Annotated in this window: 30 protein-coding genes and 3 tRNA genes; 16 read left to right on the top strand and 17 right to left on the bottom strand. The window is 36.7% G+C overall.

Going from position 1 to position 24,823, the window contains the following annotated elements:
* Positions 1-11: 11 nt before the first annotated feature.
* From D1868_RS02520 to D1868_RS02495, 6 genes are read right to left on the bottom strand one after another with little or no spacing between them, the layout of a single operon-like run.
* Entirely contained in the window at positions 12-551 is a 540-nt protein-coding gene (locus D1868_RS02520) for a GTP-dependent dephospho-CoA kinase family protein (RefSeq protein WP_156005211.1), read from the bottom strand.
* Entirely contained in the window at positions 524-724 is a 201-nt protein-coding gene (gene spt4 / locus D1868_RS02515; RefSeq protein ID WP_156005208.1) for a transcription elongation factor subunit Spt4, read from the bottom strand. Before spt4 ends, D1868_RS02520 begins: the two co-directional genes overlap by 28 nt.
* Positions 724-1,275 (bottom strand): DNA-directed RNA polymerase, encoded by a 552-nt coding sequence (locus tag D1868_RS02510; RefSeq protein ID WP_156005206.1) that lies wholly within the window; start codon positions 1,273-1,275, stop codon positions 724-726. Before D1868_RS02510 ends, spt4 begins: the two co-directional genes overlap by 1 nt.
* A 12-nt stretch (positions 1,276-1,287) precedes the next feature.
* Entirely contained in the window at positions 1,288-1,707 is a 420-nt protein-coding gene (locus D1868_RS02505) for a PIN domain-containing protein (protein ID WP_156005204.1), read from the bottom strand.
* A complete protein-coding gene (locus tag D1868_RS02500; RefSeq protein ID WP_156005202.1) occupies positions 1,686-2,939 on the bottom strand; it encodes a translation initiation factor IF-2 subunit gamma in 1,254 nt (417 codons plus the stop codon). Before D1868_RS02500 ends, D1868_RS02505 begins: the two co-directional genes overlap by 22 nt.
* Positions 2,940-2,947: 8 nt before the next feature.
* Positions 2,948-3,589 carry a 30S ribosomal protein S6e gene (locus tag D1868_RS02495; protein ID WP_156005200.1) on the bottom strand — a complete coding sequence of 214 codons (642 nt, stop codon included), beginning with the start codon at positions 3,587-3,589 and terminating at the stop codon, positions 2,948-2,950.
* Between the two features lie 63 nt (positions 3,590-3,652).
* Here D1868_RS02495 and D1868_RS02490 point away from each other — a divergent pair, with 63 nt between their 5' ends.
* Complete coding sequence (locus D1868_RS02490) at positions 3,653-4,006, top strand: CbiX/SirB N-terminal domain-containing protein (protein ID WP_156005198.1); 354 nt, start codon at positions 3,653-3,655, stop codon at positions 4,004-4,006.
* On the opposite strand, the gene D1868_RS02485 is transcribed toward D1868_RS02490, so the two are convergent.
* Genes D1868_RS02485 through D1868_RS02470 form a run of 4 tightly spaced genes read right to left on the bottom strand, consistent with a single transcriptional unit; the run spans position 3,992 to position 7,179 of the window.
* Positions 3,992-4,450, bottom strand: coding sequence for a 30S ribosomal protein S15 (locus D1868_RS02485; RefSeq protein WP_156005197.1), 459 nt, complete (start codon positions 4,448-4,450; stop codon positions 3,992-3,994). The genes D1868_RS02490 and D1868_RS02485 overlap by 15 nt on opposite strands.
* Positions 4,451-4,455: 5 nt before the next feature.
* Entirely contained in the window at positions 4,456-5,472 is a 1,017-nt protein-coding gene (locus D1868_RS02480; RefSeq protein WP_156005196.1) for a methionine synthase, read from the bottom strand.
* Positions 5,465-6,439: a uroporphyrinogen decarboxylase/cobalamine-independent methonine synthase family protein gene (locus tag D1868_RS02475; RefSeq protein WP_156005195.1), complete on the bottom strand. Its 975-nt coding sequence runs from the start codon at positions 6,437-6,439 to the stop codon at positions 5,465-5,467. The genes D1868_RS02480 and D1868_RS02475 overlap by 8 nt, the downstream gene beginning before the upstream one ends.
* A complete protein-coding gene (locus D1868_RS02470; protein WP_156005194.1) occupies positions 6,439-7,179 on the bottom strand; it encodes a DNA polymerase sliding clamp in 741 nt (246 codons plus the stop codon). The genes D1868_RS02475 and D1868_RS02470 overlap by 1 nt, the downstream gene beginning before the upstream one ends.
* 35 nt (positions 7,180-7,214) lie before the next feature.
* Here D1868_RS02470 and D1868_RS02465 point away from each other — a divergent pair, with 35 nt between their 5' ends.
* Positions 7,215-8,525 (top strand): cobyrinic acid a,c-diamide synthase CobB, encoded by a 1,311-nt coding sequence (locus D1868_RS02465; protein ID WP_156005193.1) that lies wholly within the window; start codon positions 7,215-7,217, stop codon positions 8,523-8,525.
* On the opposite strand, the gene D1868_RS02460 is transcribed toward D1868_RS02465, so the two are convergent.
* Positions 8,496-9,263, bottom strand: a complete 768-nt coding sequence (locus D1868_RS02460; RefSeq protein ID WP_156005192.1) for a DUF2208 domain-containing protein — start codon at positions 9,261-9,263, stop codon at positions 8,496-8,498. The two genes, D1868_RS02465 and D1868_RS02460, sit on opposite strands and share 30 nt — an antisense overlap.
* A gap of 660 nt (positions 9,264-9,923) precedes the next feature.
* Between D1868_RS02460 and D1868_RS02455 the strand changes: the two genes are divergently transcribed.
* From D1868_RS02455 to D1868_RS02435, 5 genes are read left to right on the top strand one after another with little or no spacing between them, the layout of a single operon-like run.
* Complete coding sequence (locus D1868_RS02455) at positions 9,924-10,583, top strand: 3,4-dihydroxy-2-butanone-4-phosphate synthase (protein WP_156005191.1); 660 nt, start codon at positions 9,924-9,926, stop codon at positions 10,581-10,583.
* Positions 10,580-11,053 carry a riboflavin synthase gene (gene ribC, locus D1868_RS02450; protein ID WP_156005190.1) on the top strand — a complete coding sequence of 158 codons (474 nt, stop codon included), beginning with the start codon at positions 10,580-10,582 and terminating at the stop codon, positions 11,051-11,053. The genes D1868_RS02455 and ribC overlap by 4 nt, the downstream gene beginning before the upstream one ends.
* Positions 11,031-11,501, top strand: a complete 471-nt coding sequence (ribH, locus tag D1868_RS02445; protein WP_156005189.1) for a 6,7-dimethyl-8-ribityllumazine synthase — start codon at positions 11,031-11,033, stop codon at positions 11,499-11,501. Before ribC ends, ribH begins: the two co-directional genes overlap by 23 nt.
* Positions 11,498-12,157, top strand: a complete 660-nt coding sequence (locus D1868_RS02440) for a GTP cyclohydrolase IIa (protein WP_156005188.1) — start codon at positions 11,498-11,500, stop codon at positions 12,155-12,157. Before ribH ends, D1868_RS02440 begins: the two co-directional genes overlap by 4 nt.
* Entirely contained in the window at positions 12,139-13,248 is a 1,110-nt protein-coding gene (locus D1868_RS02435) for an amidohydrolase family protein (protein WP_156005187.1), read from the top strand. The genes D1868_RS02440 and D1868_RS02435 overlap by 19 nt, the downstream gene beginning before the upstream one ends.
* On the opposite strand, the gene D1868_RS02430 is transcribed toward D1868_RS02435, so the two are convergent.
* From D1868_RS02430 to D1868_RS02420, 3 genes are read right to left on the bottom strand one after another with little or no spacing between them, the layout of a single operon-like run.
* A complete protein-coding gene (locus D1868_RS02430; protein ID WP_156005186.1) occupies positions 13,215-13,967 on the bottom strand; it encodes a DNA polymerase sliding clamp in 753 nt (250 codons plus the stop codon). The two genes, D1868_RS02435 and D1868_RS02430, sit on opposite strands and share 34 nt — an antisense overlap.
* Complete coding sequence (locus tag D1868_RS02425; RefSeq protein ID WP_156005185.1) at positions 13,964-14,305, bottom strand: RNA polymerase subunit Rpo13; 342 nt, start codon at positions 14,303-14,305, stop codon at positions 13,964-13,966. The genes D1868_RS02430 and D1868_RS02425 overlap by 4 nt, the downstream gene beginning before the upstream one ends.
* Entirely contained in the window at positions 14,298-16,010 is a 1,713-nt protein-coding gene (locus D1868_RS02420) for an ATP-binding protein (protein WP_156005184.1), read from the bottom strand. Before D1868_RS02420 ends, D1868_RS02425 begins: the two co-directional genes overlap by 8 nt.
* Positions 16,011-16,050: 40 nt before the next feature.
* Between D1868_RS02420 and D1868_RS02415 the strand changes: the two genes are divergently transcribed.
* From D1868_RS02415 to D1868_RS02390, 6 genes are all read left to right on the top strand, one after another.
* Positions 16,051-18,786 (top strand): DEAD/DEAH box helicase, encoded by a 2,736-nt coding sequence (locus D1868_RS02415; RefSeq protein ID WP_156005183.1) that lies wholly within the window; start codon positions 16,051-16,053, stop codon positions 18,784-18,786.
* A gap of 41 nt (positions 18,787-18,827) precedes the next feature.
* On the top strand, positions 18,828-19,118 hold the full coding sequence (locus D1868_RS02410) for a 50S ribosomal protein L14e (protein WP_156005182.1): 291 nt from the start codon (positions 18,828-18,830) through the stop codon (positions 19,116-19,118).
* A gap of 1 nt (position 19,119) precedes the next feature.
* A complete protein-coding gene (locus D1868_RS02405) occupies positions 19,120-19,371 on the top strand; it encodes a tRNA pseudouridine synthase A (protein WP_156005181.1) in 252 nt (83 codons plus the stop codon).
* A 43-nt stretch (positions 19,372-19,414) separates the two neighbouring features.
* Complete coding sequence (locus tag D1868_RS02400) at positions 19,415-20,158, top strand: RNA-guided pseudouridylation complex pseudouridine synthase subunit Cbf5 (RefSeq protein ID WP_231112428.1); 744 nt, start codon at positions 19,415-19,417, stop codon at positions 20,156-20,158.
* The gene (locus D1868_RS02395; RefSeq protein ID WP_196770257.1) at positions 20,145-20,717 is read left to right on the top strand and encodes a class I SAM-dependent methyltransferase; all 573 of its coding nucleotides are present in this window, start codon (positions 20,145-20,147) and stop codon (positions 20,715-20,717) included. Before D1868_RS02400 ends, D1868_RS02395 begins: the two co-directional genes overlap by 14 nt.
* A 38-nt stretch (positions 20,718-20,755) precedes the next feature.
* Positions 20,756-20,851, top strand: a tRNA-Ser gene (locus tag D1868_RS02390).
* A 263-nt stretch (positions 20,852-21,114) separates the two neighbouring features.
* Here D1868_RS02390 and D1868_RS02385 read toward each other — a convergent pair.
* Both D1868_RS02385 and D1868_RS02380 read right to left on the bottom strand, forming a co-directional pair.
* Positions 21,115-21,204: transfer RNA gene (locus tag D1868_RS02385), tRNA-Phe, on the bottom strand.
* 287 nt (positions 21,205-21,491) lie between these two features.
* A tRNA-Gly gene (locus tag D1868_RS02380) sits at positions 21,492-21,581 on the bottom strand.
* A 209-nt stretch (positions 21,582-21,790) separates the two neighbouring features.
* Between D1868_RS02380 and D1868_RS02375 the strand changes: the two genes are divergently transcribed.
* The 3 genes from D1868_RS02375 to D1868_RS02365 are packed head-to-tail and all read left to right on the top strand — an operon-like array spanning position 21,791 to position 24,226.
* Positions 21,791-22,450, top strand: coding sequence for a DUF5752 family protein (locus tag D1868_RS02375; RefSeq protein WP_156005180.1), 660 nt, complete (start codon positions 21,791-21,793; stop codon positions 22,448-22,450).
* Entirely contained in the window at positions 22,447-23,640 is a 1,194-nt protein-coding gene (locus D1868_RS02370; RefSeq protein WP_156005179.1) for a glycosyltransferase, read from the top strand. The genes D1868_RS02375 and D1868_RS02370 overlap by 4 nt, the downstream gene beginning before the upstream one ends.
* A gap of 1 nt (position 23,641) precedes the next feature.
* On the top strand, positions 23,642-24,226 hold the full coding sequence (locus D1868_RS02365; RefSeq protein WP_156005178.1) for an archemetzincin: 585 nt from the start codon (positions 23,642-23,644) through the stop codon (positions 24,224-24,226).
* On the opposite strand, the gene D1868_RS02360 is transcribed toward D1868_RS02365, so the two are convergent.
* Positions 24,203-24,631 carry an archease gene (locus D1868_RS02360; protein ID WP_156005177.1) on the bottom strand — a complete coding sequence of 143 codons (429 nt, stop codon included), beginning with the start codon at positions 24,629-24,631 and terminating at the stop codon, positions 24,203-24,205. The two genes, D1868_RS02365 and D1868_RS02360, sit on opposite strands and share 24 nt — an antisense overlap.
* Between the last annotated feature and the right edge of the window lie 192 nt (positions 24,632-24,823).

The following is a 24,823-nucleotide window of genomic DNA, read 5'->3' as shown; positions in this document are numbered from 1 at the left end:
GTCGGATGTTTTTATTCACACTTAACTATCCTAAACTTGGTGAAGATTTCCATTACCCTTCTTCTTATTAGATCGTCTATTATCAGGACAACGGCTCCTGCATATGGTTGACCATAAAGTATAATATCTCCGTCTTTTCCGTAAATTACTATTGGAATTACTAATAAATCCTCTTCACCCTCCACATAAACGACCTTACTAGCATCTGAGTCAATCTCAAGCAGTTCTTTAATTTTTGAAATTGCTGATAACCTTATCAGCCCGGCTTCGTTTTTTACCCTTTCCATGACTATCGTCCTCTTTTCAGTATTAAACTTACGCCTAGTTTTTCCGTCTACTAATGACAGAAAAGGAGTTAAGTTAAGGTCTAATACGGTCTTAGTTACAACATCGCCAACTGTTATTATTCTCGAGTTTTTCCTAGATATGAGAAAGTGGAGAAGTTCGGTATTGTTTGTGAAAAGAATACCGTACGGTTTTGCCAATTGGTTTCTCAGTTCTTGAGGTAAAATAAAACAATAATCTACTTGACTGTAATCGCGTATCTCCACGGTGTCGATGCCCCAAAGACCTTTGCTACTTCAGAATCTTGACTTATTATAATAACCATCCCGCTCCAATCCTCACTGAAAGACGTAGAGTTACAGATAGGGCATGTAGCTGTCTCCAAAGGTACTAGTGCTCTACAATTTTTACAAGCCTTGAATATCTTCTTTTCTGGCATCACTTACTCGCCTTTGAGAGTTCTTGGTTTATCCACTCTAATTTACCTAAGAATGGTTGCTTCATTGTTAGGGCTATTCTTGGCATTCTAGAACCTCCTACTGATATACTAATTATCCGTGCTCTCACTCTATCCCCCTTCTGAATGACCTTCTTAGACCTCTCTCCTATAAGAATACCTCTATTTTGATCAAATTTCAGGTTATCGTCAGTTATTTGTGATATATGAACTAGACCGTCAACCGGACCTATATTGACGTATATACCGTAGTTATCTACTTGATTCACCTCACCTTCAACTATTTCATGCATCATTGGTGCATAAACTAACATATTGAACTCTACCTCATGATAAGTTGCACCGTCTCCGAAGATTATATATCCTTCCTCGTTTGCTTTAGCGTCCAACACGCCGAGTATAAGTCCGATATCCTTTAATACTTTTTCCTGGTATTCTTGTCTTAGAATTTGCAACGCAACATCATCGATAGGCTGACCGAAGTAGTCTGGAGGTATTCTAACGATACCCTTGGCTTTAATGAGTTTAAACATAGAGATATCAGACTAGATAATAAAACTAAGACTTATATTTTTACTCTTCTGCCTAAGGTATAAAACTTTTATACCCATTTTTAATGCTCTTCGTCTTAAAGATAAATCGTTCGTAAATATCGCCATATCATATTTCTTACTTACCTTTAGCAAGTGAGTATCTACGTCAATATTATTGTCCTCCTCATCTATCTCACTCCAATAATTTCTATACGCGTCTAGATACTTTAACGCAACTTGAACTTTCATTTGCATTAAAGGACCGCCTACTTCGGCTAATTTTCTTAACTCTTTTAATACAGATTTAGTTATATAAAAAGCCGGTTTATAATCTAAAAACCGAACAACTCTTTCAAATGGGTCAAACCTATCGTAAACATATAACAGAATATTTGTATCTACGAGAACCTTCAGAAATTGATTAGACCCCATCCCACTAATCTCCATCTTCCTCCTATCTGCCTACTTATCACAGCTCTAAGACCTTTATCCCACGCCACAATAGGTCTCTTAAGCTCAACTTCTATCCTATTCGATTTTATGGACTTAATTACACCAAGTGTAGTTGAAGAACCTATAGTGATCATGATCGTTTCCTTCGGTTTTAAATTATCTACTTTTATCAGTTCTTTACTACCTACTACCCGTTCTAAAAGCTGATAGTCTTCAATAACCATGTCAAAAAGTACGGGTACATCATGGTTGGCTTTCACTACAACGCTTCCAACTAAGCTATCGGCTTTAACATATGAGGGATCTAATTCAGTACCTATTGCCATCAATCCGCCTGGTTTCGCCTCCTTTACTTCAAGGTCTGAGAACCTAATGGAAGTTATTTTTGAATACAAGGGCTGATACTCTACTTTACCGCCAGACTTCTCTATTCTAACACCCGGTAATACTTTTATCTCATCTCCTACCTCTAATTTACCTTGTAATATACTGCCTCCTAATACACCTCCTTTTAACTCAGTATAAGGTGTTCCAGGTTTATTAACATCAAAACTTCTTATTACTAACATTATAGGAGGTTTAGACAAGTCCCTCTCTGGTGTAGGTATGTACTTTTGTATACTTTCAATTAATGCATCAATATTTATTTTGTGAAGAGCACTTACAGGTATTATTGGTGCACCTTCCGCCCATGTCCCCTTAAGGAACTCCCTAATTTGTTTGTATTGTTTTATAGCCTCCTCCTTAGGTACTACATCGACCTTGTTTTGAACAATAATTAGGTTTTTAATATTTATAATACCTAGTGCAAAAAAATGTTCTCTAGTTTGAGGCTGAGGAAAAGGTTCGTTTGCGGCTACAACTAAAATAGCACCATCCATCAGAGCCGCTCCAGATAACATAGTAGCCATTAGGACTTCGTGACCTGGAGCGTCAATAAAAGAAACTTTTCTCAGAAACTTAGGCTCTTCAGTACTACCACAATGTGCACATGAGGGCTCAGTAACATATGCCTCTGGGACTTTACAACTCTCACAAAATCCTATATTCGCTTCAGCGTAACCTAGCTTGATTGTCATTCCTCTTTTTAATTCCTCTGAGTGTTTTGAAGTCCATATTCCAGTAATAGCCTGAACTAAAGTAGTCTTACCATGGTCAACGTGACCTACTACACCTATGTTTACTTCCGGCTGAACTTGTGGCCAAGGCAAAAGTTTTTTCACCTAACTAATATAGTATTAATCTGAACTATTTCAGCAGTGATCATATTTCCGCGAACGGTCTTCTTCTTTCTCATACCGTCTTCAGTAGGATAGAAACCGGGAGGGGAGCTCAGTAAAAGCCTCCTTTTAGCACCGCCTTGAAAGTCAAATCTCATCGGGAAGCCTGAGTTATCTGACCCACCGGTTATCTTAAGTTTCAGGGGTACTCCGGATATGTTCACGTCAACTACATCCCCTATTTTTGCCCCTATTAAACTGGGGACTTTTGATTGATCTACTGAGACTTGGAAGGCTTTAGTTCTATAAGCTATTGCTTCAAACTCATTAGCACCAAATTTCTCTCCCATCTGCTGTGAAATCCATATCTCATTTTGAGGGACTGAGTTATCTACCTCGACCTTAAAGTGGCCCTTTATTCTTAACTTTTTATCTCCCTCCTGCTTTTCTATCTCCACTGTCACGAACTGGTCTAAACCGAGATCTTGTTTAGTCTTCTCATTTAGTTTGGCTGAGGGTATTGCTTTTCCGTCCTTCTCTCCCTGATTAACCTGAACTGTATCAGATACTTTAACCTTAACCTTAGCTGTGTTAGGCTCTTTTGTTTGCGGGTCAGATATGACAATCTTGAAGTCAGGCACTCTTTATCCCTTTAAGCTAAATCAAAACACAAGTATATAAAATCGAAGTTAATAATTTGACTTATGATTGGCGTATTACTAGTTTTACACGGAAGTAAAGTTAGTGAGTGGAAAGAAGTTGCAATAAAGTATGCTGACTTACTTAGAAAGTATTTTTCAGTAGTCGAGTACGGGTTCATCGAGTTTAACGAACCTAATATTACCGACGCAGCTAAGAAGCTTATTGAAAAAGGTGTAGATACTATAGTTGTAGTCCCACTGCTTTTTGCGGCGGGAACGCACTTTAAGAGGGATATTCCTAAACAGCTTCAATCAGTGTCAAATAAAGTTAAAATAATAGTCGCTGATCCAATAGGGGTAGACCAAAGGGTTGTAGAAATTCTCAAAGAAAGAGTGGAAAAATCATTGAGCTCCTGAAACGAGCAGTTCTGCTTTCTCAGGCTCGTATCTCCATCCTTGAGGTAACTTACCTACCTCTATATAGTATCTTACTAATCTTCTTATCTTAGACTCAGTCTCTTCTAACCCTCTCTTGGCTTTCTTATCCTTTGGATGCTCAAACAAGTGTCTTCTTATGTTAACAGCCTTCTTTATTAAATTGTATAAATCTTCTGGAATCTTAGGTGCTAAACCTTTCTCCTCTAATATTTGAACTACTTTTTTACCAGCTATTTGCCTAACTAGTGGCACTCCGTATTGGTCTCTCAATATTAACCCTATCATACTTGGAGGATACCCTTTCTTAGATAGTTCTTCTATAAGTAACTCCACTTCTTCCCTAGTGAACCTAACCCACTTAGGAGCTCCAGTCCTGACGGGTCTAGTAGAGTGACTTTGACCATGAGCTCGTTTCTTATTCACGCCATTCACCTATTAAATAATGGTTTCAGATTAGTAGTAGTATAACCCTTTCTTTTAAGTTCTTCTCTCACTATTAATGTACCCTTTACCATATTCTCCATCTTTTGATAAGCTATAGACCTAGGCAAAAGCTTCAGTCCACAGTCGGGGTTTACCCACACTCTCTCTGGCTTAAAGTGCTCCAATAACATTCTTAAATCATTAGCTACCTCCTCAGGTGACTCCACTCTTCTGTTATGGACGTCTATTACTCCTACTCCTATTTCACCGTCCCATTTCTCGAAAAGTTTTACTGGTTCATAATTGTAGTTTTTCAGAGCTAGGTTAATTTGGTCAACTTTTAATCTGTCCAAATACGGCTCTAGATACGAATATTCGCCGTAACACACGTGCATAACGACCTTAACATCTATCCCCCTAATAGACTCATTTACAGCTTCTATCGCCCATTCTACTTCGTCCTTCCTAGTGTGGATAGCGGGTTCATCAACCTGGACGACCTTTATTCCAGCCTCCACTAGCTTTTTCATTTCAGTGTTAAGCACTTTTGCTAGATCGAATGCCAGATCTCTCTTACTCTTGTAGTATTCGTTGTAAGACCACTCGGCTATTGTATAAGGACCGGTAATCGTTACTTTCAGATAAGGACTGTAACTGGCTTCCTTAGCAAATAGAGCTTCTTCAAGTAACATAGGCTCTTTATATGTTATCTTACCTACTACAGATGGTTTCCTATAGTAATGATCACCCCATACCCTAACGAAGCCGTAAAACCTAAAACCGCCTAGTCTCTCTGCAAAGAACTCTACCATTTCGTCTCTTCTCATCTCACCATCTGTAGGAACATCTATTCCTGCTTTTTGATGGTCTCTGAGCACTGTTATCACAGCATCATTAAACGCTTCCTTCATCTCTTGCTCGTTAAGTTTACCTTGATGATATAGTCTTATAGATTCTCTTAACCATTTGGGCCTTGGATAACTACCGATTACCGTAGTTGGTAAAATAGGGAGTTCATCCATTTAGTATCATCTCCTTCGCCCTCTGTAATATTTTAAACTTTCTCTTTACTATGAGCTCAGGTATTAAATCGTTGAAGGTAGAATTCCCCAAGATTAATTTAGTTATACCCTTCTCTTTAGCGTTATTTGCAATCCTCTTTATTGTAGAGATCTTATCTAACTTAGTGTTTCTTGAGTCCAAAACACCGAAATACACTTGCCTATCTTTGCTGATGTTGTATAGCATTCCAATCATTGGTTTGTTATCCTCTGTTACATCAAAGCCGTAGATATCTACTGGTAACTTAAAATAATCATCAATGACGTCGAACTTTATGTTGAAGTATGTTATGATGTGTTTTTCTTTATTTATTCCGTCAAACATCGCCTTATAGTACTCATTTAAGTTCTCTAATCTTTGCTTTCTCACTCTATCTTGAAAGAAATACGGCTCATGTATTTCCACTGCGTCATAGTATTTTTCAGAATCCTTAAGTAAAGAGTTCACTATGTAGGAGTAATCCATCATTAAATCTTCTATCTTGCCTTTGTAGTGCACGTTCTTAGACATATACGTAAATGACAGCGGCCCTAATATAACAGCCTTTAATTTCAGACTTTTCTTTACATTCTTCTTCGCTAATTCCATGAATTTAATGTAATCATTAGATTCTCTGTACTCCAATTTAGACTTAATTACAATATGGCGATAGTAGAAGTTGTTGTCAAAAAATCTATCTAACGCTCCCTTTTCAACACCCTTAAGAAAAGAGTAAGTTAAGTCTACTATATCGTCCCATTCTACCATTCCGTCTGTTACATAGTCTACTTTATATTTCTCCATTAGTCCGAAGAAATCTTTCTGAAATTTATCTATTTCTTCTATTACTTTAGACTCTTCAACATTTCCGTTTCTATACCTAGTTATTATCTTGGCTAACTTTATAGATCTAGGATAGCTACCCACCAGTGCTGTATAGATCTCCATCAAGATAGTTTAGGAGCAAGCAAATAAGTAACTTTCCCCCCTCCTTCCATGTTGAATTCCATCTGCAAAGGTTTCTGATCCGAAAAGGCTAGCTTAGTATAATCTGAAAGTTTAGTTAGCTGTAAAACGTTGTCAATGTAATTAATGTCATAAGTAGCTGTTGCCTCTTTAGTAAACTCTATGTCAGCCAAAGCACCGGTCTCCTTTGTAAACTCACTTTCTACTTTGCTCTCTTCACCTCCTTTAATTACTACTTTTTCTTCAGTTGCAGATATCGTTACACTATCTTTACTAACTTGTGCAACTTCACTTATAGCAGTTTTCAGACCTTTCGAGGAAATTGAAGCTTTTATATCAAACTCAAAATTGGCTTCTGGTATTTCAGGGGGTAAAACTTGAATATTTCTTATGTTGAAAACACGATTTATAGCACCTATAATACTCAACCTTACTACCTCTTCGTTATCTGCATCTAATGAAATTGCTTGTTTTCCTTTCACAGCTTTCATCAGTTTCGACATATATTGAGTGTTGAATCCGAATTTGTATTCTTCCTGAACCTCGTACTCTTTAAACATTTCCGCAGGTAAATCAATGTTAATTAAAGATATTTTTGCCCTGTCTACAGCAGTTAATTTTATACCTTCTGGTTTTATTTCGAAAAGAGCTTCATCAACCAACTTAGTGAGGGTTTGTATAATAGCCTTTATGTCTCGCGCATCATCGTAATATACATGCATAAAATAAATTAAGTTATTTAGCTCTTATTTTTTGCGTGATCCTACCCCGTATAATCATTTCTTCAGACAGAAGTAACTCAGGTAAGACGCTAATAACTTCTGGGATAGCCAGAGCACTATCCAAAAAGTTTAAAGTGAGGACTTTTAAGGCTGGACCAGATTTCATAGACTCTAAGTACTTAAAGATAGCTACCGGTTCTCCAGCAATCAATCTAGACATTTGGCTCATGGGAGAGGATGGAGTAAAGCAGACACTAGCAAAATACAGCAAGGGTTACCATCTTGGTATAATTGAAGGAGTGATGGGTCTATATGATGGAGTTGATATTAGATACAGCACTTACGAGCTGTCCAAAATAACCCACACGCCGATAGTTCTGGTAATAAATTGTAGTAGTCTAGCTAGCACGGCAGGTGCTATAATAAAAGGACTGAAAGAGTATGGAAACGCTAATGTAAAAGGAGTAATATTTAACCAAGTAGGTTCATCTACTCACTTTAACTATTGTAAAAGATCAGTTCCAGAAGACATCGAGGTTCTCGGCTACATAAACTTCGATAAACAACTTACAGTTCCATCAAGGCATTTAGGTCTATACACAACTGAAGACTTCAACAAAGCTGAAGAAGTGATCAGTTACACCTCCAGACTTGTAGAAGAAAACGTAGATTTAGATAGACTGGTGGAAATTTCAAAAGATACAAAGCCGATAGATAATGAAGTGACCAGCGAGGATCAATCTAAACAAGAGGGAATCGCCTATATCGCACTGGATTCCGCATTCAACTTTTACTATGAAGCTAACCTAGACTTCTTAAGAAAAAAATATAAGCTCGAGTTCTTTAGCCCTTTAAATAACGACAGACCTACAGAAACTCCAGACTTTATATACATCGGAGGCGGTTATCCCGAGTTACACCTAGAAGAGTTAGAGAATTCTACTTTGACAAAAGAATGGATCAAGAGAAACTCTGAGCGAGGTGTTAAAATACTAGGTGAATGCGGAGGACTCATGTATCTCTCTAAAGAGTTGATCGATACTCAAGGAAGATCTTATCGTATGGTTGACATATTCGATATTTCGATAAAGACTAAGGATAAGCTGACTATAGGTTATACGGAGTTAGAGCCGATTAGGATTACTTATCTATCATCTTCCACAATCAAAGGGCATGAGTTTCACGTCTCTAAGCCAATTCAAGTAGGATCTGATGTTCAGTTTGCATTCAGAAATAAGATCGGAAAAGGTATATGGGAGGAAAAAGATGGTGCATTATACGAAAACACTATAGGATTGTATTCTCACTTATACTTTTCACGAATCGGAAGACTGTTGTCTCTTTAACTCCATCCTTTTAACTCTATTAAGAACCTCCAAGAGCCTATCTATATCATTTGTGTAGAGTCTTATTTTGTATGGAAGCTTTGAAGTTTTAGAATCTATCTCTACATATTTCTTCTCCCTGTTCTCTATTATTTCAGCGTTGACCAAATGCCTCGAATGTAAGAATACACCGCTTTTATCTGTGGATAATATTCCTTTCTCTGTTACTTTATAACTTGAGGGAGCCATAGCGTCCATCATCTGGATTTTTATCAGTCTACGATAGACGAACATGTTGAAAAGATATAGAGCTTCAAAGTAGATCAAGTAAATTGCTAATTTCTCGTATTGTGTTACGCTGCCTACAATTTTTAATAATACATAGTCATAAAATAGAAATATTATTATTATATACAAAATCATTATACCGAACGACTTAAAGTTAGCTACAGCAAGTTGTTGCATTTTCTGAACATACTCCATATCCTTCTGTATAAGACTTCCAGCATTTTTCTCTTCAAACAATGTATTTGACTTGTATATCTCACCCATATATTTCCTCTCCGCCAGCATAGGGTTACTTCTAGCCATCATAACACTGGATATCCCCATTATCACGAGAATATAAAGGATATAAACAGGCAAGAAGTATTGAGGATAAAGAGATAGAACAAAAGACATTAAAATCATTAGCACTTGCGATATCAGTATCATCTTCCAATTGTAGGGATTGGGATATCCTTGAGGATAACCGGACATACTTAATCATACTCTATTAATGTGGGGTAATAAATATCTGTTGTAACATGTCTCTTACACAACGTTTAGTAATTAGTGCAATGTTTATTACATTAATCCTATTGTCAATGAATAAAATAACGATCTTTTCGGAGGTGCAGAGTTCCACCACCTCTACAATTTCCCTACCATCGTTAGAAATAAAGATAAGCGTTATTCAGTATTACGTTAACTCCCAGTTAAACATAACGTATAATTTTAACGGATTTCAGTTAACGTTTAATGTAACGGATAATACCTCGGTCTTAAAACTGAGGTTACCTAGCACCCTACATTATATAGTTTCTCAAACAATCAACTATACAGAAATTATCATTCCATCCAGCTATTTGCTGATGTATTTTTATAACAACTCATATTTTACAATAAATTTGTATGATTCTTCTCAAAATGCTACTATAGTAGTATCGTTAATACAAGAAGTATATAACTTGTCAGAAACTATTTTCTCAACATTTTCTTCTTCAATAACTTTAAATAACAACCATCCTTTTGTCCAATCAACTACAGTCTTATTCTTAATTATTTCTATTCTAGCAATAATCGTATTTGTAACTCTAAGATTAAAAAAAAGAAATTAGTAAATACGCTTAAATATTTATAAAAATATGTTATCTTGCAATGTTACCCCCTAAGGAAGAAATCAAGAGAAACTTAGAATCTGGACTACCGATTTTAATTTATGACTTTGACGGAAGAGAAGAAGAAGTTGACATGATGTTTTATGCAGGTACGGTGACATGGAAAAGTATAAACTTATTAAGAAAAGATGCAGGAGGACTTATCTGCTACGTAACCGGTAATAATGAGGCTAAAAAGTTAGGCATAACTTTTATGACAGAAATAGTGAAAGAGAAGTACCCTCCATTGTATAAGAAACCTCCTTACGGAGACGAACCAGCCTTCGCATTGTGGGTTAACCACATCTCTACCAGAACCGGAATAAACGATGAGGACCGAGCTAAAACAATATCCGAGTTACATAAGACAATTAGCATGATAAAGACAAGGGAGGATGAGGCTAGGAATAAATTCTACACAGAGTTTTATGCACCTGGTCATGTCCCAATTTTAATTTCAAGAGGATTAAAGAACAGAAAGGGTCATACGGAGTTGAGTACATCTTTACTAGAGTATATAGGATTAGAAAGAAGTGGTGTTATAGCTGAAATGCTGGGAGATGGTAAGAGTCTCTCTAAAGAGAAAGCTATACTCTATGCTAAGAATAACGGGTTCCTTTTCATAGAGGGTAAGGAAATTGTGTTAGAGGTGATTAAATGACCTCACGTAAATACGGAGTTGTAGATACAACCTTTTCTAGAGTAGACATGGGAAAAATAGCCATAAGCGTGATAAGGAAAGAGGACCCAGACGCTGAGATTGTAAGGTATACAGTCCCCGGTATAAAAGACCTACCTGTCGGTGCAAAGAAGTTATTAGATCAAGGATGTGACGGGGTTATTACTTTAGGGTGGGTTGGAAAGACTATGTTAGATAAGTACAGTTATCTGGCTACAAGTATTGGACTGATCATGGTTCAGATATTAACTTCTAAACATGTAATTGACGTAACTGTTCATGAAGATGAATCTGAAGATGAGGAAAAACTCGTTGAGATCGCGAAAGACAGAGCATCAAAACACGCTCTAAACCTTGTTAAGTTAGTCAAAGAAGGAGGATCAGCTTTAACTAAGTATGCTGGTAAAGGTCTCAGGCAGGGGTATACACATGCAGGAGAACTCGAAGATTAATTTAGCTATAGTCGTAGCTGAATTTAACTACGATATCACATACTTAATGCTACAAAGAGCAATATCCCACGCCAACTTCTTGGGAGCTACAGTTAAAGTAGTAGTGAAAGTCCCCGGGAGTTACGACATGCCCATGATAGTCAAGGAATTACTAAAGAGAGACGAAATAGATGCAGTAGTAACTTTAGGTGCTGTAATTAAAGGAGAAACCAAGCATGACGAAATAGTAGCAACACAGACTGCCAGAAAATTAATGGATCTTTCTGTAGAATACGGCAAACCTGTAACGTTAGGAATTATTGGACACGGAGCCACACATGAACAAGCTGTAGAAAGAATTGAGGAGTACTCAACTAGGGCTGTGGAGTCTGCAATAAAGCTAGTTAAAAGGGCAAGAAAATTGAAGGAGTTACAGCTAAGTGGAGATGCGACGGTGGTAATTGAGTGAAAACAGTAAAGCTCATAATGGAGGGTTATAAACAGTGGACTGAAAGTTTAGGAGTCGACAGAGAATGGAAAATTCAAGCTTTCCAACACTACTTTTCTTACTTACTCTACAACAAATTAGCCGAAATTGGAAGTTACGTTATCCCATTTCGTTATGATATCCACGTTATATTAGCCGATGGAGTAAGGGAAAAAGATTTAGTAAAAGTAATAGAAGAAATAGATACTCATTCTCCGACTTCTATTAAACTATGTAAAGGTTATCACCAAAAGCCTATCCTTTCAGTGTTTTCTTGTGAAGAAATCAATTTAGACAAGGTACCTGATGAAAGAATACTCGTTGCACATTACGACATTGATGGAATTACTAAACTTAATATACAACAATCGATGGAAAAAATAGATTTTTTGATGGATTACATAAAAGCGGTAGGAAAGAGGCTAGGTTGCATAGACCAATATTTCGGAGGTGATAACTTGGGACTATTCTGCTCCGAGGACACTGTTGAAGCACACATAAAGGTAGTTAAGGAGTTAAATGATGTTAAAGTAGGGATAGGTATCGGTTCAAAAGCTAGAGATGCTTTAAGAAACGCTACTGAGGCATTGGACGAGATTAGAAAATTCAGGGAAGAAAAATGGAAAATAATAGGATAAACCTCGGAGGAGCTTTGCTCGGAGAAGAACTAGATTATGTTGAGAAAATAAACATAGAGTTTGACGAAAATACTGGAAGAATAACTCATATAGGGAAGGGCTACGACTATAAGGGAAAGGACTTAAGAGGTTATGTTGCTATTCCTCCTCTAGTTAACGCCCACGCGCATACAGCGGATTTTGCATTTCCCGAAGTAGAAATAACAAAAAGCCTGAAGGAACTTGTAGGCGATCCAAAAAGTGTAAAATATGAGTATTTTAAGAAGTATCGAAATAAAATAGTCGAGAGAATTGCGCAATTTTTGAAATATTCCAAGAGTCTAGGAATATTTACAATAGTAGATTTTAGGGAGGAGAGCATTGAAGGAATAAAAATAGCTCTAGAAGCGGACAAAATTGTAGGGGAAGTTAACCACATACTTCTAGGAAGACTTGACGTTTTTTCAGAGGAAGAATTAATTAAACTACACAGTATATCTCATGGCTACGGGTTACCTTCTGTGAGTAGTAATAGTAAAGATGAATTAGCTAAAATTAGCACTGTGTTTTCAGATAAGATTAGAGCTGCTCATGTTTCCGAGACTAAGAGACATTACTTAAGGGATGACCTCGAGTACTTACTAAGTTATTATAAGCCAACTCTCCTGATTCACGGGACTAATTTAAATGAGCCTGACTTCGAATTGATTTCGAATATTCCCTTAGTAGTTTGTCCTAGAAGCAACCTATGGTTCTCGGCTGGTATACCTAGAATAGCTGATGCAATAGAAAAAGATGTAAAGCTACTTTTCGGCACAGATAATGGTGCATGGATAGATTATAATTTATGGAAAGACCTTGAGTTAGCATATCTCTTATCAAGAGTTCAGAGACCCCTTACGGATTTTTCGAAGGAAATTCTGAAAGGGGCTACAACAACGGCTTATAAAATATTTAATCTAAACTACGGGATAGAAGAAGGTAAAACGTTTTTGCTAGTCCTTCTAAAAAAGGATGAATTGAGTTGGGCTCACAATATTTACTCCGCTGTTGTTAAAAGAGGTTCTAATCTAGTTTCTCATAGTCTTGGTGCTACCCAAAACCTCAAATGACCTCCAGATTCAGTAGTAGCTTCTCCCCTTAACGGCACATTAGTTCCGAAGCTTACGGTAACGTCCTCCGAGAATGCTAATGCCTTAAAAGCTGTCTTTAGTACTTCTATCTTATAGAATGATTTACCCTCCGCCTCTATAGTTACAGACTTTAGGGGTTTATCTTGGTATAGCTTAGCTTTATAAGATTTACCACTTTCTTCTGCAGAGAACTCAATCCCGTTATCATCAGTAGTACTTATTTGAACTTCTTCCTCTGTTACAATGCTGGCATCAGACAATATCTTCTTCAGGATTGATCCGTCTAACGAAAAGGAGACCGGAAGTGAGACTTTAGGTTCAGTTAAGCGTTGTGCATCTACTTTCTCGCCCTTGACATAAATATTGCTTCTAAGTCCACTTTTTTCGTCTCTTAAAGTTATTTTTAATCCAGCGTCAGTTTCATCTATCATTACTGAGGTAGTCTTGCTCTTAGCTTTACCTAGAATTTTCTTTACCTCATTTAAGTTGATTTTTACACCGACTGGCTTGTCTATTGAGTAATCCTCTAAGTATTCCTTAGATATAACGAGAACTCCCATTAAGGACTTATCGTCCGTTAAATAAAAAGAATAAATCGAATCCTCTATGAAATTTAATACTACTTCATCAGCTATTTCGTTTAACCCTGCTAATAGTGAATAAAAATCTTTGGCATTAGAATAAACAACTTTGATCATTCTTCTTCCTCAGATGTTTTTTTGGCTTTAACTTTTTTAGACTTTTTTGCCACTTTTCTTTTCTTCTTATCACTAGCAGAATATCTATTTTTCAGTTCGTCAAACATTTTCTTTGCTTCCTCGAGGCTTATTTTGTCGTCGAGTAACTTATCCCATATCTCCGTGTTTTTCATCAGCAGCTCTATATCAGGAATTGTCATGGAGGCAAATTCTTCTTCCTCACCACTTTCACTTGTTTTCTCCTCTGATTCTTCCTCCTCTTTCGGAGCTATTTCTTCTTCTAACTTCTCCTCTTCCTCACTTTTTTCCTCCTTACCCTCCTCGTCCTCGTCAAACATGACCATCACCCTCGTAAAACTGAACTAAATATATGAATCTCCCTAATAAATCTCTAGTCACGGATACCCCTCTAGGTAGTTTCGGAAAAGTCTCGTATAATGTGTAATACATATCCAAATCAGAACCTCCAAAAAACTTACTGATATACTCAAGTTCTCCGGGCTCAACTATATTAAATGCGTAGAATAAGCCAGCATTCGGAATAACGTCCTTCAAATAATCCACGCTTTGTGATATTAACATAAAACCAAACCCAAACTTTCTTCCTTCGGCTAAAAGCCTTTCAATTAATTGCTTGCCTGACTCCTTACTAAGTAGAAAAGGTGCCTCATCTATTATTACTAAGTTTTCTATCTTAGTCGATTTACGAGAGTACATTAAACTTTGTATTGATTTCAGAATTGTTTCCATTATAATATATTTAACTTCATTTGTAGGAACCCTAGAAAAGTCTAGTATATAAGAAGAGTTAAGTAACTCTTCGAAGTTAATACTATTAGACTGAAAAACTGTTGAAGATAAATACTGTAGATATGGCTCTAGAGATTGATATTTATTAATTTCTTGTGCACTTAAAGCGTTCTTCTTGTGACGCTCAAGGAGTAGTAATACGTCCCTAAAAGTAGGAGGGTTTTGAGACCAAGTAGAAGGGTCGTCTGGGTCTAGACCTTTTTCGGCATAAGCCTCAACGATTAAGTTAGTTAACTCAATAGCTTGAATATTTCCTAGATTAAATAAACTCTTAAGCATGTATGCGATCTCTAATGCTCTCTCCTTCGGATTTCGATTAAAGAGACTCAAGGGATTTACAGAAATCTGAGAAACGTCTACTCTCTTAACTTCATTTAGGTAGTATTCTCCGTGTAAGTCAAATACGAGGATATTAACACTAAGTTTAGAGACTAAGAGCTTAGCAAAATTGGACTTACCAGAACCACTGGTGCCGACTACAATAATATTGTAGTTCTTAGTTTTCGAAAAGTCAATACAATAATTAGCCTTAACACTTGACCATTTATACTTTCTGCTACTGTTAACCCTTATTACACTTAAGTCTATAATGCTGGACTTAGTTAGTATTCCTAAGATGTTCCCTAGGCAAATACCTTGTTTACTGATTTCCCCTCTTGGAGTTAGAGAATAAGGTGTTGCAAACCATGAGAGTAATACTAAAGGTAGGTCGTAGTAATCCCCAAAAAGAGAAATACCTATAACATTTAACATACTACCAGCTATGAGAGGTAAGTTCCCATAAAAAAGAAAAAAATAGAGAGCTATTACCAATGTGAACCCAATGAGGGCTATTTTAGGCTTGAACTTGTATCCAAAAAGGGATAATTGATCGAACCAAGTATCTGACATGTTTCTTCGAATAAACCACCCTATAAAACCTACGAATAAGGCAGAAATAAAGTAGGTAGACGAAAACGTAAGCAAGTCAAGGAGGAAGAAAAAGGATAGGGACTGTTGTTGAAATAAAGAGTACGTAAAGAGAATAAGGGGGTAATATAGAATTACCATAACTAAAGAAGTAAATATAAATTCAACTAGAATTCCATCAAGGAAGAAGATCACCAAAAGCTCAGCAGACTCTACAGCTGGGTAAATATAGTAAGGAATTATAATTAAATTAGGAATTGCATACTTAATTAGCACAAATTCAAGAACTATCAAAGATGTCATAATAGCGTGCTTTTTAAGCATATTTTATTTTAAGCACCAAATCACAAGATTTTATGGCTTCATGATAAACGTTTCTCAGAGTTTTTACAAAAAGTTATACGAGTTAGGATATAAGAGTCTTACCCCCATACAAGAAAAAGCTATTCCGAAAATTTTAGAAGGAAAAAGCACATTAGTCATAGCCCCAACTGGATTTGGTAAAACCGAAACAGCGATATTTCCGATTTATTATAAAATACTTAAGGAGACCCCACCCAAGATTTCAACAATTTATATTACACCTCTTAGGGCTCTAAATAGAGACATAGAAAATAGGTTAAAAAGATTAGGAGAAGCATTAGGAGTTAAAGTAGCAGTAAGGCACGGTGACTCCTCTCAGTCAGAAAGAAAGAACGTAATAAAGGATCCTCCGGACGTACTCCTTACTACTCCAGAGACTTTAATGTACCTGATTATAAATAAAGATATGAGAGAATTACTAAAGAATATACGTTGGATAGTCATAGACGAATTACAAGAAATGTTAGATGAGAAAAGGGGATATGAATTACTTCTTGTCCTCGAAAGGTTAAAACGCCTTACTGGCCAAAGAAAACCGCAAAAAATAGGATTATCTGCTACAATTGGAGACGTGGACGTAGCTAAGAAGTTCTTAGGTGATGAAGTAGAGGTAGTTAAGATTGATAAGAGAAAAGACATGCAAATTACCCTAGTAATACCTAGCATCGATCAAGAGATCATAGACCTCTCAGTGAAAACCGGCTTAAACCCAGAGACCTTAGCTAGGATAAAAGCCATAGAGAAAATAATTAAAGAGGAAAAGCCAGTTCTGATATTCACTAACGTAAGAGAAACTACGGAGTTCTTGGCTAACGAGTTGACAAAACTAACAGATTTAAAGATCCTTACTCACCACGGCTCTCTCTCAAAGGAAATAAGAATAGATGCTGAAAACAGGTTCAGAAAGGGAGAAATAGACGCCTTAGTAGCGACATCAAGCCTTGAATTAGGTATAGATATTGGTTTAATTAACGCTGTAATCCAGTATATGTCGCCCAGACAAGTTATAAGATTAGTGCAAAGAATAGGGAGAAGCGGCCACTCTCTGGATAAAATTTCCCGAGGATACTTAATGCCATCAGGAGATATTTATGATATACTCGAGTGTAAAAGCATACTCGATAGCTTAAGGGAAAGTTATCTTGAAAGACCTATAGTAGAACCAAAACCCTACGACGTAGTAGCCCATGAAATAGCTGGTATGGTACTCGAAGGAATAACAGACCAAAAGGAAATATTCAATATAATAAAATCCTCGTTCTTATTCTCTGACTTAACAGAGGAGGAGTTTGAAAAAATCCTCAGTATTCTCGAGTCGGCAAGAATTATAAAGAGGAATAAAGAAAATGTCCTTCCCTCGTATAGGGCATGGAGATATTACTATACAACTAATATGATACCGGATTCGATAAGGGATTACCTCGTAATAGATCATATTAATAACTCAAAAATAGGGTCTCTAGATTACGAGTTCGTAGCTACGCTGGACGAGAATTCCGTTATAGTCTTAGGTGGAAGACTATGGAAAATTGTTTCGATAGAAGAGAATAGAGTGTACGTAGAGCAAACGTCTCTAAAATCTGGCGTCTTACCGAGCTGGTTCGGGGAGTCTATTCCAGTAGAAAAGGAAGTAGCCTTGAAAGTGTACGAATATCTTGAGAAACTAGAAAAGGGAGAAGGTTTAGAACTACCTGAGAGCGTAATTAACAGATTAAGAACACTTGTGGAAGAACAGAAAAAGAGGGGATATCCACTACCCTCTAAGGACAAGAGCTTGGTAGAAATAAACAACGACTTAATTGTAATCCACATAGCTTTAGGTACTAGAGGGAACAACACTTTAGGTGCTGTTCTGTCGTTACTACTAACTAATCTAAAGGGAGTGAAGACTACCTACAGAGCTGATGCCTATCACATAGCTATAGCATCCGTGATCCCCTTAAGTGAAGATGACGTTAAAAAGGCTGTTTCTATATTAAGTAACATTACCATTGATGAATTTCAGGACTTGATCGTGAGGTCTATAAGGGAAAGTCCTCAGTTCAAGTGGAAACTTTTAATAGAAGCTGAGAGATTCGGTGTGATAGATAGAGAAAAGATCTCAGACCTGCAAATTATGCAGACAGTCCTTAAGGCTTTTGCAGATACAATAGTTGGGGAAGAAGCTGTAAAGGAATTAATGTATAAGAATTATGACTTAACAATCTTCAACTACCTCAAACGCATTTCCTGGAAAATTTTACAAGTACCAAGCTTCTCACCTCTTGCTAAAGAGTTCTTGAATAAGCTTCTGGTCTTATCCCACTCGGATAACAAAGGAGCCATGCTAGAGATATTCAAGCGTAAACTTAGTAACTGTGAAGTTTGGATTTGTTGTTTGTTATGTGGTTGGAATCAGAAAGTAACCTCTGCTTCGGCGCCACAAAAATGTCTTAAGTGTGGTTCTATCTTCTTAACAATAATTGAGAATGATGATGACTTAAAAATCCTTAGGAAAATTAGAGAGAACCAGAAAATTAATAAAAAGGAAGCTAAGAGACTAGAAGCCCTGAGGAACTTAGCATCAATGTACTCAATCTATAATAAGTATGTGGCAATAGGGATGTGTGCAAGAGGAGTAGGTGTTAATAACCTAGGAAAAGCCCTTGATAAACTCAAATACGGGGAGGACAAGTTTTACGAGGCTTTACTTGAGGAAGAAAGAAAGTTTTTAAAGAATAGAAAATACTGGCAATAGGTTTAAATCCATCCTTATTTTTTGATTCATAGGTAATCCTCATGTCGATAATAGAGGTAGGCAGGATTTGTGTTAAGACCAGAGGAAGGGAAGCCGGTAAGAAATGTGTAATAGTTGATATAATTGACGAGAATTACGTACTAGTAACCGGACCTAAAGATGTAAATGGAGTAAAGAGGAGAAGAGTTAATATATTACACATAGAGCCAACAGACAAAAAGATAAACATAAACAAAGGGGCAAGTGATGAAGACGTAAAGAGAGCAATACAAGAAGCCGGTCTCACGGATTATATGAAGGAAACAATAAAACCTAGGATATCTGTGATTTAATATGTATAAATTTTTAGAAAAGATAGATTATTTTTGTAATTACAGTAATAGTTGGAATATACTTCGAGAAGCCCAAACAGATGATAAATACGGCTTCTATCCCGATAAAAGACCTATAGAGGTCCTGCTTAGAAACGCAATAATAAACTTAGATAAGCCAGCGGGTCCTACAAGCCATGAAGTTGCATATTGGGTTAAGAAAATGTTCAACTTGAACAAAGTAGGCCATGGGGGGACCCTAGAGCACGTTTAACGTGCGGGGAGACCCCAAAGTAACGGGAGTATTGCCAATAGGAATGGAAAATGCAACAAAACTGATGAGCCTTATTAGTAAAGCTGGTAAGGAATATGTCTGCATTATGCAAGTGCACTGCGATTATAAAATGGATGAGCTAAAAGAGATAGTTAACCAATTCATTGGTGAAATATATCAGAGGCCTCCAGTGAGATCTTCAGTGAAAAGAAGGACAAGAAAAAGAAGAGTATATAGTATAGACATCCTTGAGACTGAAGGAAGATTGGTACTCATGAAAATAGCCTCTGAGCCTGGTACTTATATGAGAAAAATATGTCATGATATCGGGATATTACTTGGTTGTGGAGCTCATATGAGAGAACTAAGAAGAACGAGATCAGGAATATTCACCGAGGACTCAAACTTAGTTACTCTCCACGAGATCTCAGAGGCACTTTACATGTATAAACACTGCAAAGATGAGAGTGACCTAAGAAGAATTTTGCTCCCCATGGAATTTGCAGTGTGTGGAATCCCAAAAGTAGTAATCGATGATGACGCGGTTAATGCCATTACTTATGGTGCTACATTAAATGCACCGGGTGTAGTGGCATTTCAGAACTTTAAGAAAGGTGAAAATGTGGCCATAATGACACTAAAAGGAGAAATTGTAGCAATTGGGGAAAGTAACATAAACAGTAACGAACTACAAAACGTGAAGAAAGGAATTGTAGTAAAACCTAAGAGAGTCTTAATGGAAAGAGACGTTTATCCGAAGGGATGGAAAAAGAATGAAAAAGATTAAAGAAATAATTTTTGTAAACGATGTAGTTAACGGTATACCCTTGTCTTTAGAGAGTTCTTATGGTCTATTCTCTAAGGATAAACTAGACTTAGGTACTAAGGTAATGCTAGAGAACCTAATAATACCCGAGAGCGGGGTAGTTGCCGATGTAGGTTGTGGTTACGGTCCAATAGGAATTTATTTGGCATTAAAAAACCCTAGTCTTAAGGTTTACATGCTTGATGTTGATAAGAAAGCTGTCTATTATTCCAGAAAAAACGTTAGTAGATACGGGCTTGAAAACAGAGTCCACGTTATCCAAAGTGATATATTTGAAAACATACCACCAGAGATTAAATTTAATGCAATTTACTCTAACCCACCCTTAAAGGCTGGAAAAGCATTCATAGAGAGACTAGCAAGTACTAGCTACGACAGAGTTTCCGAAGGTGGACTAATACAGCTCGTAGTATACAAGGGTGAAGAAAACGTGATTAATTTATTTAGACAGAAATTCAAAAACGTTGAGGTTTATAAGAGGATTAAGGGATACTCGATTATAGTTATAAGGAAAGACTGAAGTTAAGTATTAAAGGAATAAAATAAAATATGATGAATGCCGGGGTGCCCGAGCGGTTAAGGGGCTGGCCTTGAGAGCTTACTAGGATAGCCAGTACGGGTCACCGTGCGCGGGTTCGAATCCCGCCCCCGGCGTTATTATCTCCTTAAGAGGTAGCACTTGCTAACAAAGGCTGTCATTTACCTATTAGATAGAATAAGAACAAATAGCACTTCGAACTACTTTCAAGAATACTTCTAGTTTTTTATAATATAAATAATTATTTTCCTTTATATATTAAGACCTTATAATTAAACTATAAGGATAGAAGTTTTAATTTGTTGAAGCTCTAAATATTCGCATGAAATTTTCTAAGTAAGTTACGTAGTACATTCACGAATAATCCATATCCAAGTAATGCCGCCGCGGGGACTTGAACCCCGGACAACCCGGTCTCTGCGTGATCTGGCCTTCAGCCGGGCGCTCTCCCGGGCTGAGCTACGGCGGCATTATTATTTTATGAAGAATGAATTTATAGGTTTAATGGTTAATGTTTCTGTTGGGACCGGGCGACACTCTGTTGAGTTCCCCAAGTTTGGGGTTACGATGATACAGAGTCTCCAGAGGTCCCTACAAATACTATTTTTAACAAATTTAGGTATTACATAATGAATACAATACTTTAGTTAGTGCTTCGAATAAGTAAGAAAAGGTCTAATAAATCTCTCATGCACCAAATTCTATACTATATGTATGATGTGAAAAGAGTTGTATTAATGATATATTATAATTAAGTGCGGCCGCCGGGATTTGAACCCGGGATTACTGGCTTTCCTCTAGCTCATTGGAAGGCCAGCGTCCTAATCCAGACTAGACGACGGCCGCAATTTTAATTATATAGGAGCTGGATTTTAAAGTTGATGATGAAAAGAGGGTCGTGTGATCCGTGAGCCAACGCTGGAAATGCTGATTTCTCTTTCATAAGCACTGTTTTCCCTCCTAGTCCCTTATAAAAATTCTGATTTTTCCTGCTTGGTATAATAAGCTGGGATAATGTTTTTGTATAATATAAAACAAATATATTTCGATTTGGAATGTATGAGATACTTGAAAAACCTGCAAATAAACCGTTTGAATTTTATGCAGCCTACTATCCGCCGATTTATGCAGGCTTTAAGGCTGCAACTATTGACGAACTAATAGAGGGTATAAAGAAGGTTGACGGGTTTTCAATCTTTTATCACGTATTTCACCCTCTGTTTTCGAGCCATGTAGTACCAGAAGATATGAGTAACGATTTTGCAACATGGATAAGAGATGAACTAGGTGATAGACTTTTAGCTCAAAAAATATCTGATATAGAAGGAAAAGAGCCAAGGACTGTTGAAAACGTAAGGGAAGATTTAATAAAAATTTTATCCGAGGCGAGGATCTCGAAAACAGCTAATAAACCATTTTATTTCATAACTTGTAAACCGGTAGTGTACAATACAGGGAGAGTAGCAAAGAGCTTAGCTGAGTTCATTGACATAATCGCTTCAATAAGTATTAGGTCTATTGCCTATCACTTTATCTTTAGGCGTATTATTGGATACGAAGATAAGAATGATTTCTCAAAATGGATAGAAGATAATTATGGATTGACTGAACTATCAAAGAAGCTTAGTTCACTCGACCCACAAACATATACTGATGAGGAGATGTTAAGGGAAGATCTTCTAAAAATATTTGAGCAGGAGTTGTTGTCAAAATGATAGAGAGATTCTCAGAGATTATAGGAGAAAATGAATTGGATAGTATTTTTAAGATAGCCGAAAAACTAAAAGGTTTATCAATTCTTCACGTTAATTCTACTCCAGCTGGAGGAGGAGTAGCAGAGATTCTAAGTAAGCTAGTTCCCTTGATGAGAGAGCTAGGAATCAACACGGATTGGAAGATTATAAGAGGGGATCCTGAGTTTTTCAAAGTCACTAAGTCCTTTCATAACTCCTTACAAAACGGATTAGGAGAGTTGCCACAAGGTTCATTTGAGATTTATAGAAAATGGCAAGAAATAAACGGAAACGAACTTGATTTAGATTATGATGTAGTGTTTATTCACGACCCGCAACCAGCCGGGCTAATAACCTTCAGAAAGAAAGGCAAATGGATATGGAGATGTCATATTGATATATCAAACCCATATCAACCAGTATGGAACTTCTTACGTGAATACATACAGAAATATGATTCAGTAATAATATCTTCAGCTGTATTTGCGAGGGACGACTTAAAGAATCCCCAGTTTATAATTCCTCCATCTATAGATCCCTTGAGTATAAAGAATAGAGATATTCCAGAGATTACAGTTAAGAGAATCTTGTATAAGTTCGACTTAGATCCAGGTAGACCTATTATAAGTCAAGTATCAAGATTTGATAGAGCAAAAGACCCGTTAGGTGTTATAAGGACTTATAAATTAGTTAAGAAGCATGCAGATGTACAGCTAGCTTATGTAGGTAGTCCAGCATCAGATGATCCTGAAGGAGAGATTGTGTATAGAGAGACTGTTCAAGCCGCTGGAGATGATAAAGACATTAAGCTTCTAATGTTACCTCCTAATAGCGATCTAGAGATTAATGCATTCCAAAGGGGATCAACTGTAGTCATGCAGAAGTCCATTAGGGAAGGGTTTGGTCTGACTGTTAGCGAAGCACTATGGAAGAAAAAGGCTGTAATAGGTGGTAATACCGGAGGTATACCCTTACAAATAATTCATGGCGTGAACGGATATCTTGTAAATACTCCGGAGGAAGCAGCACATTACGCACTATATCTAATAAGACAAAAGGATATAAGAGAGAAGTTTGGAAAAGCTGGAAGAGAACACGTAAGGAGAAACTTCCTCATAACTAGGGAGCTCAGGGATTATTTAATGGTAGCTACTCTTGCTTTAGGGGCTTAACTTGATTTTAGTACTAATTAATTTCTTATTATCTTTAGATCATTTAGGAGAAGAGGTAATAATGTATAGGGTATTGTTGGTAAAGCTCACTACATTTGATCACTTAATACTTAAAGAGGTTATATGTCACTTGAGGAAATTGGGCTTCGAAGTTCATTATCTCAATGAAGTTGTGCACCTTAACATGCTTATGTTTAACTGGGACAGACTACAGTATGATGCTGAAAAAATTGTAAATTATTTATCCGAAAGATTCTCAGATTTTCCTTATGACTCAATTATAGCTATTGGTCATTTAAATGTATACATAAATAACGAGAAGTACGTTATAGGACTTCACAAAGAAAAGATAGGTATTGTTTTCTCTTATAAATACGAGGATGAAAAAGGAAGTATAGATAAGTTTGTATCCAGAGTTAAAAAAGAGATAGTACATGAAATAGGACATACTTTAGGACTAAATGATTGTTCAACTCCAGGCTGTGTTATGAATGAGGTAAATTCGGTTGAGGATATAGACAAAAAAGATTATGTTTTTTGTCCCAAATGTACAGCTTTGTTATTAAATATCAACAACAAAGGTTAGTTCATAACCATTATTGGTCTTTACTATACTCATTTCGTGATAGGTCATGGCTTTTACAACTGTTCTCCTTTCGTGTTTATCGGGGTTAAACTTCTCCCCCCACGCTATTGCATTAAGTCTTAAGTTCTCGAGATCTATTTTTACCTTAAATTTTCCAAAAAGAAGTAGTTCGGAATCATAATAAACTAATAAACTCTCTATCCATCTATAAAGTAAATTTTCAAGATCCATTCCGTTAATCTCTATTTCTCTACTTTCCTTAGGTTCTACCTTAGAAGTGTCTGTCATTACTTCAAACACAGCTAGAGCAGCATTTTCAAAGGCCTCATTTAGATCCCTTCCATAAGCCTTAATCCCTATGTCTGCAGTATGGTCAAAAAATTCGTATTTTTTACCGATTGACATAAACCCAAGAAATTAAAAGGAAGCAAAACTTTAACTTTAACTGATATTAAATGGGAGGTAGGCAAAGAACTACAATTTTTATGAATAAAGAGGTCAAGAAAGAGGGTAAAAAGGGAACTACTACTTCACAAAGCGGCGGTAAATAAAACTCAGAGAAAATAAAATAGCAAGTGATAACAGTATTCCAAAGAA

This window comes from Stygiolobus azoricus (assembly GCF_009729035.1).
Taxonomy (GTDB): Archaea; Thermoproteota; Thermoprotei_A; order Sulfolobales; family Sulfolobaceae; genus Stygiolobus; species Stygiolobus azoricus.
The sequence above is the reverse complement of the archived record's forward strand: the minus strand, read 5'-3'. Positions and strand labels throughout refer to the sequence as shown.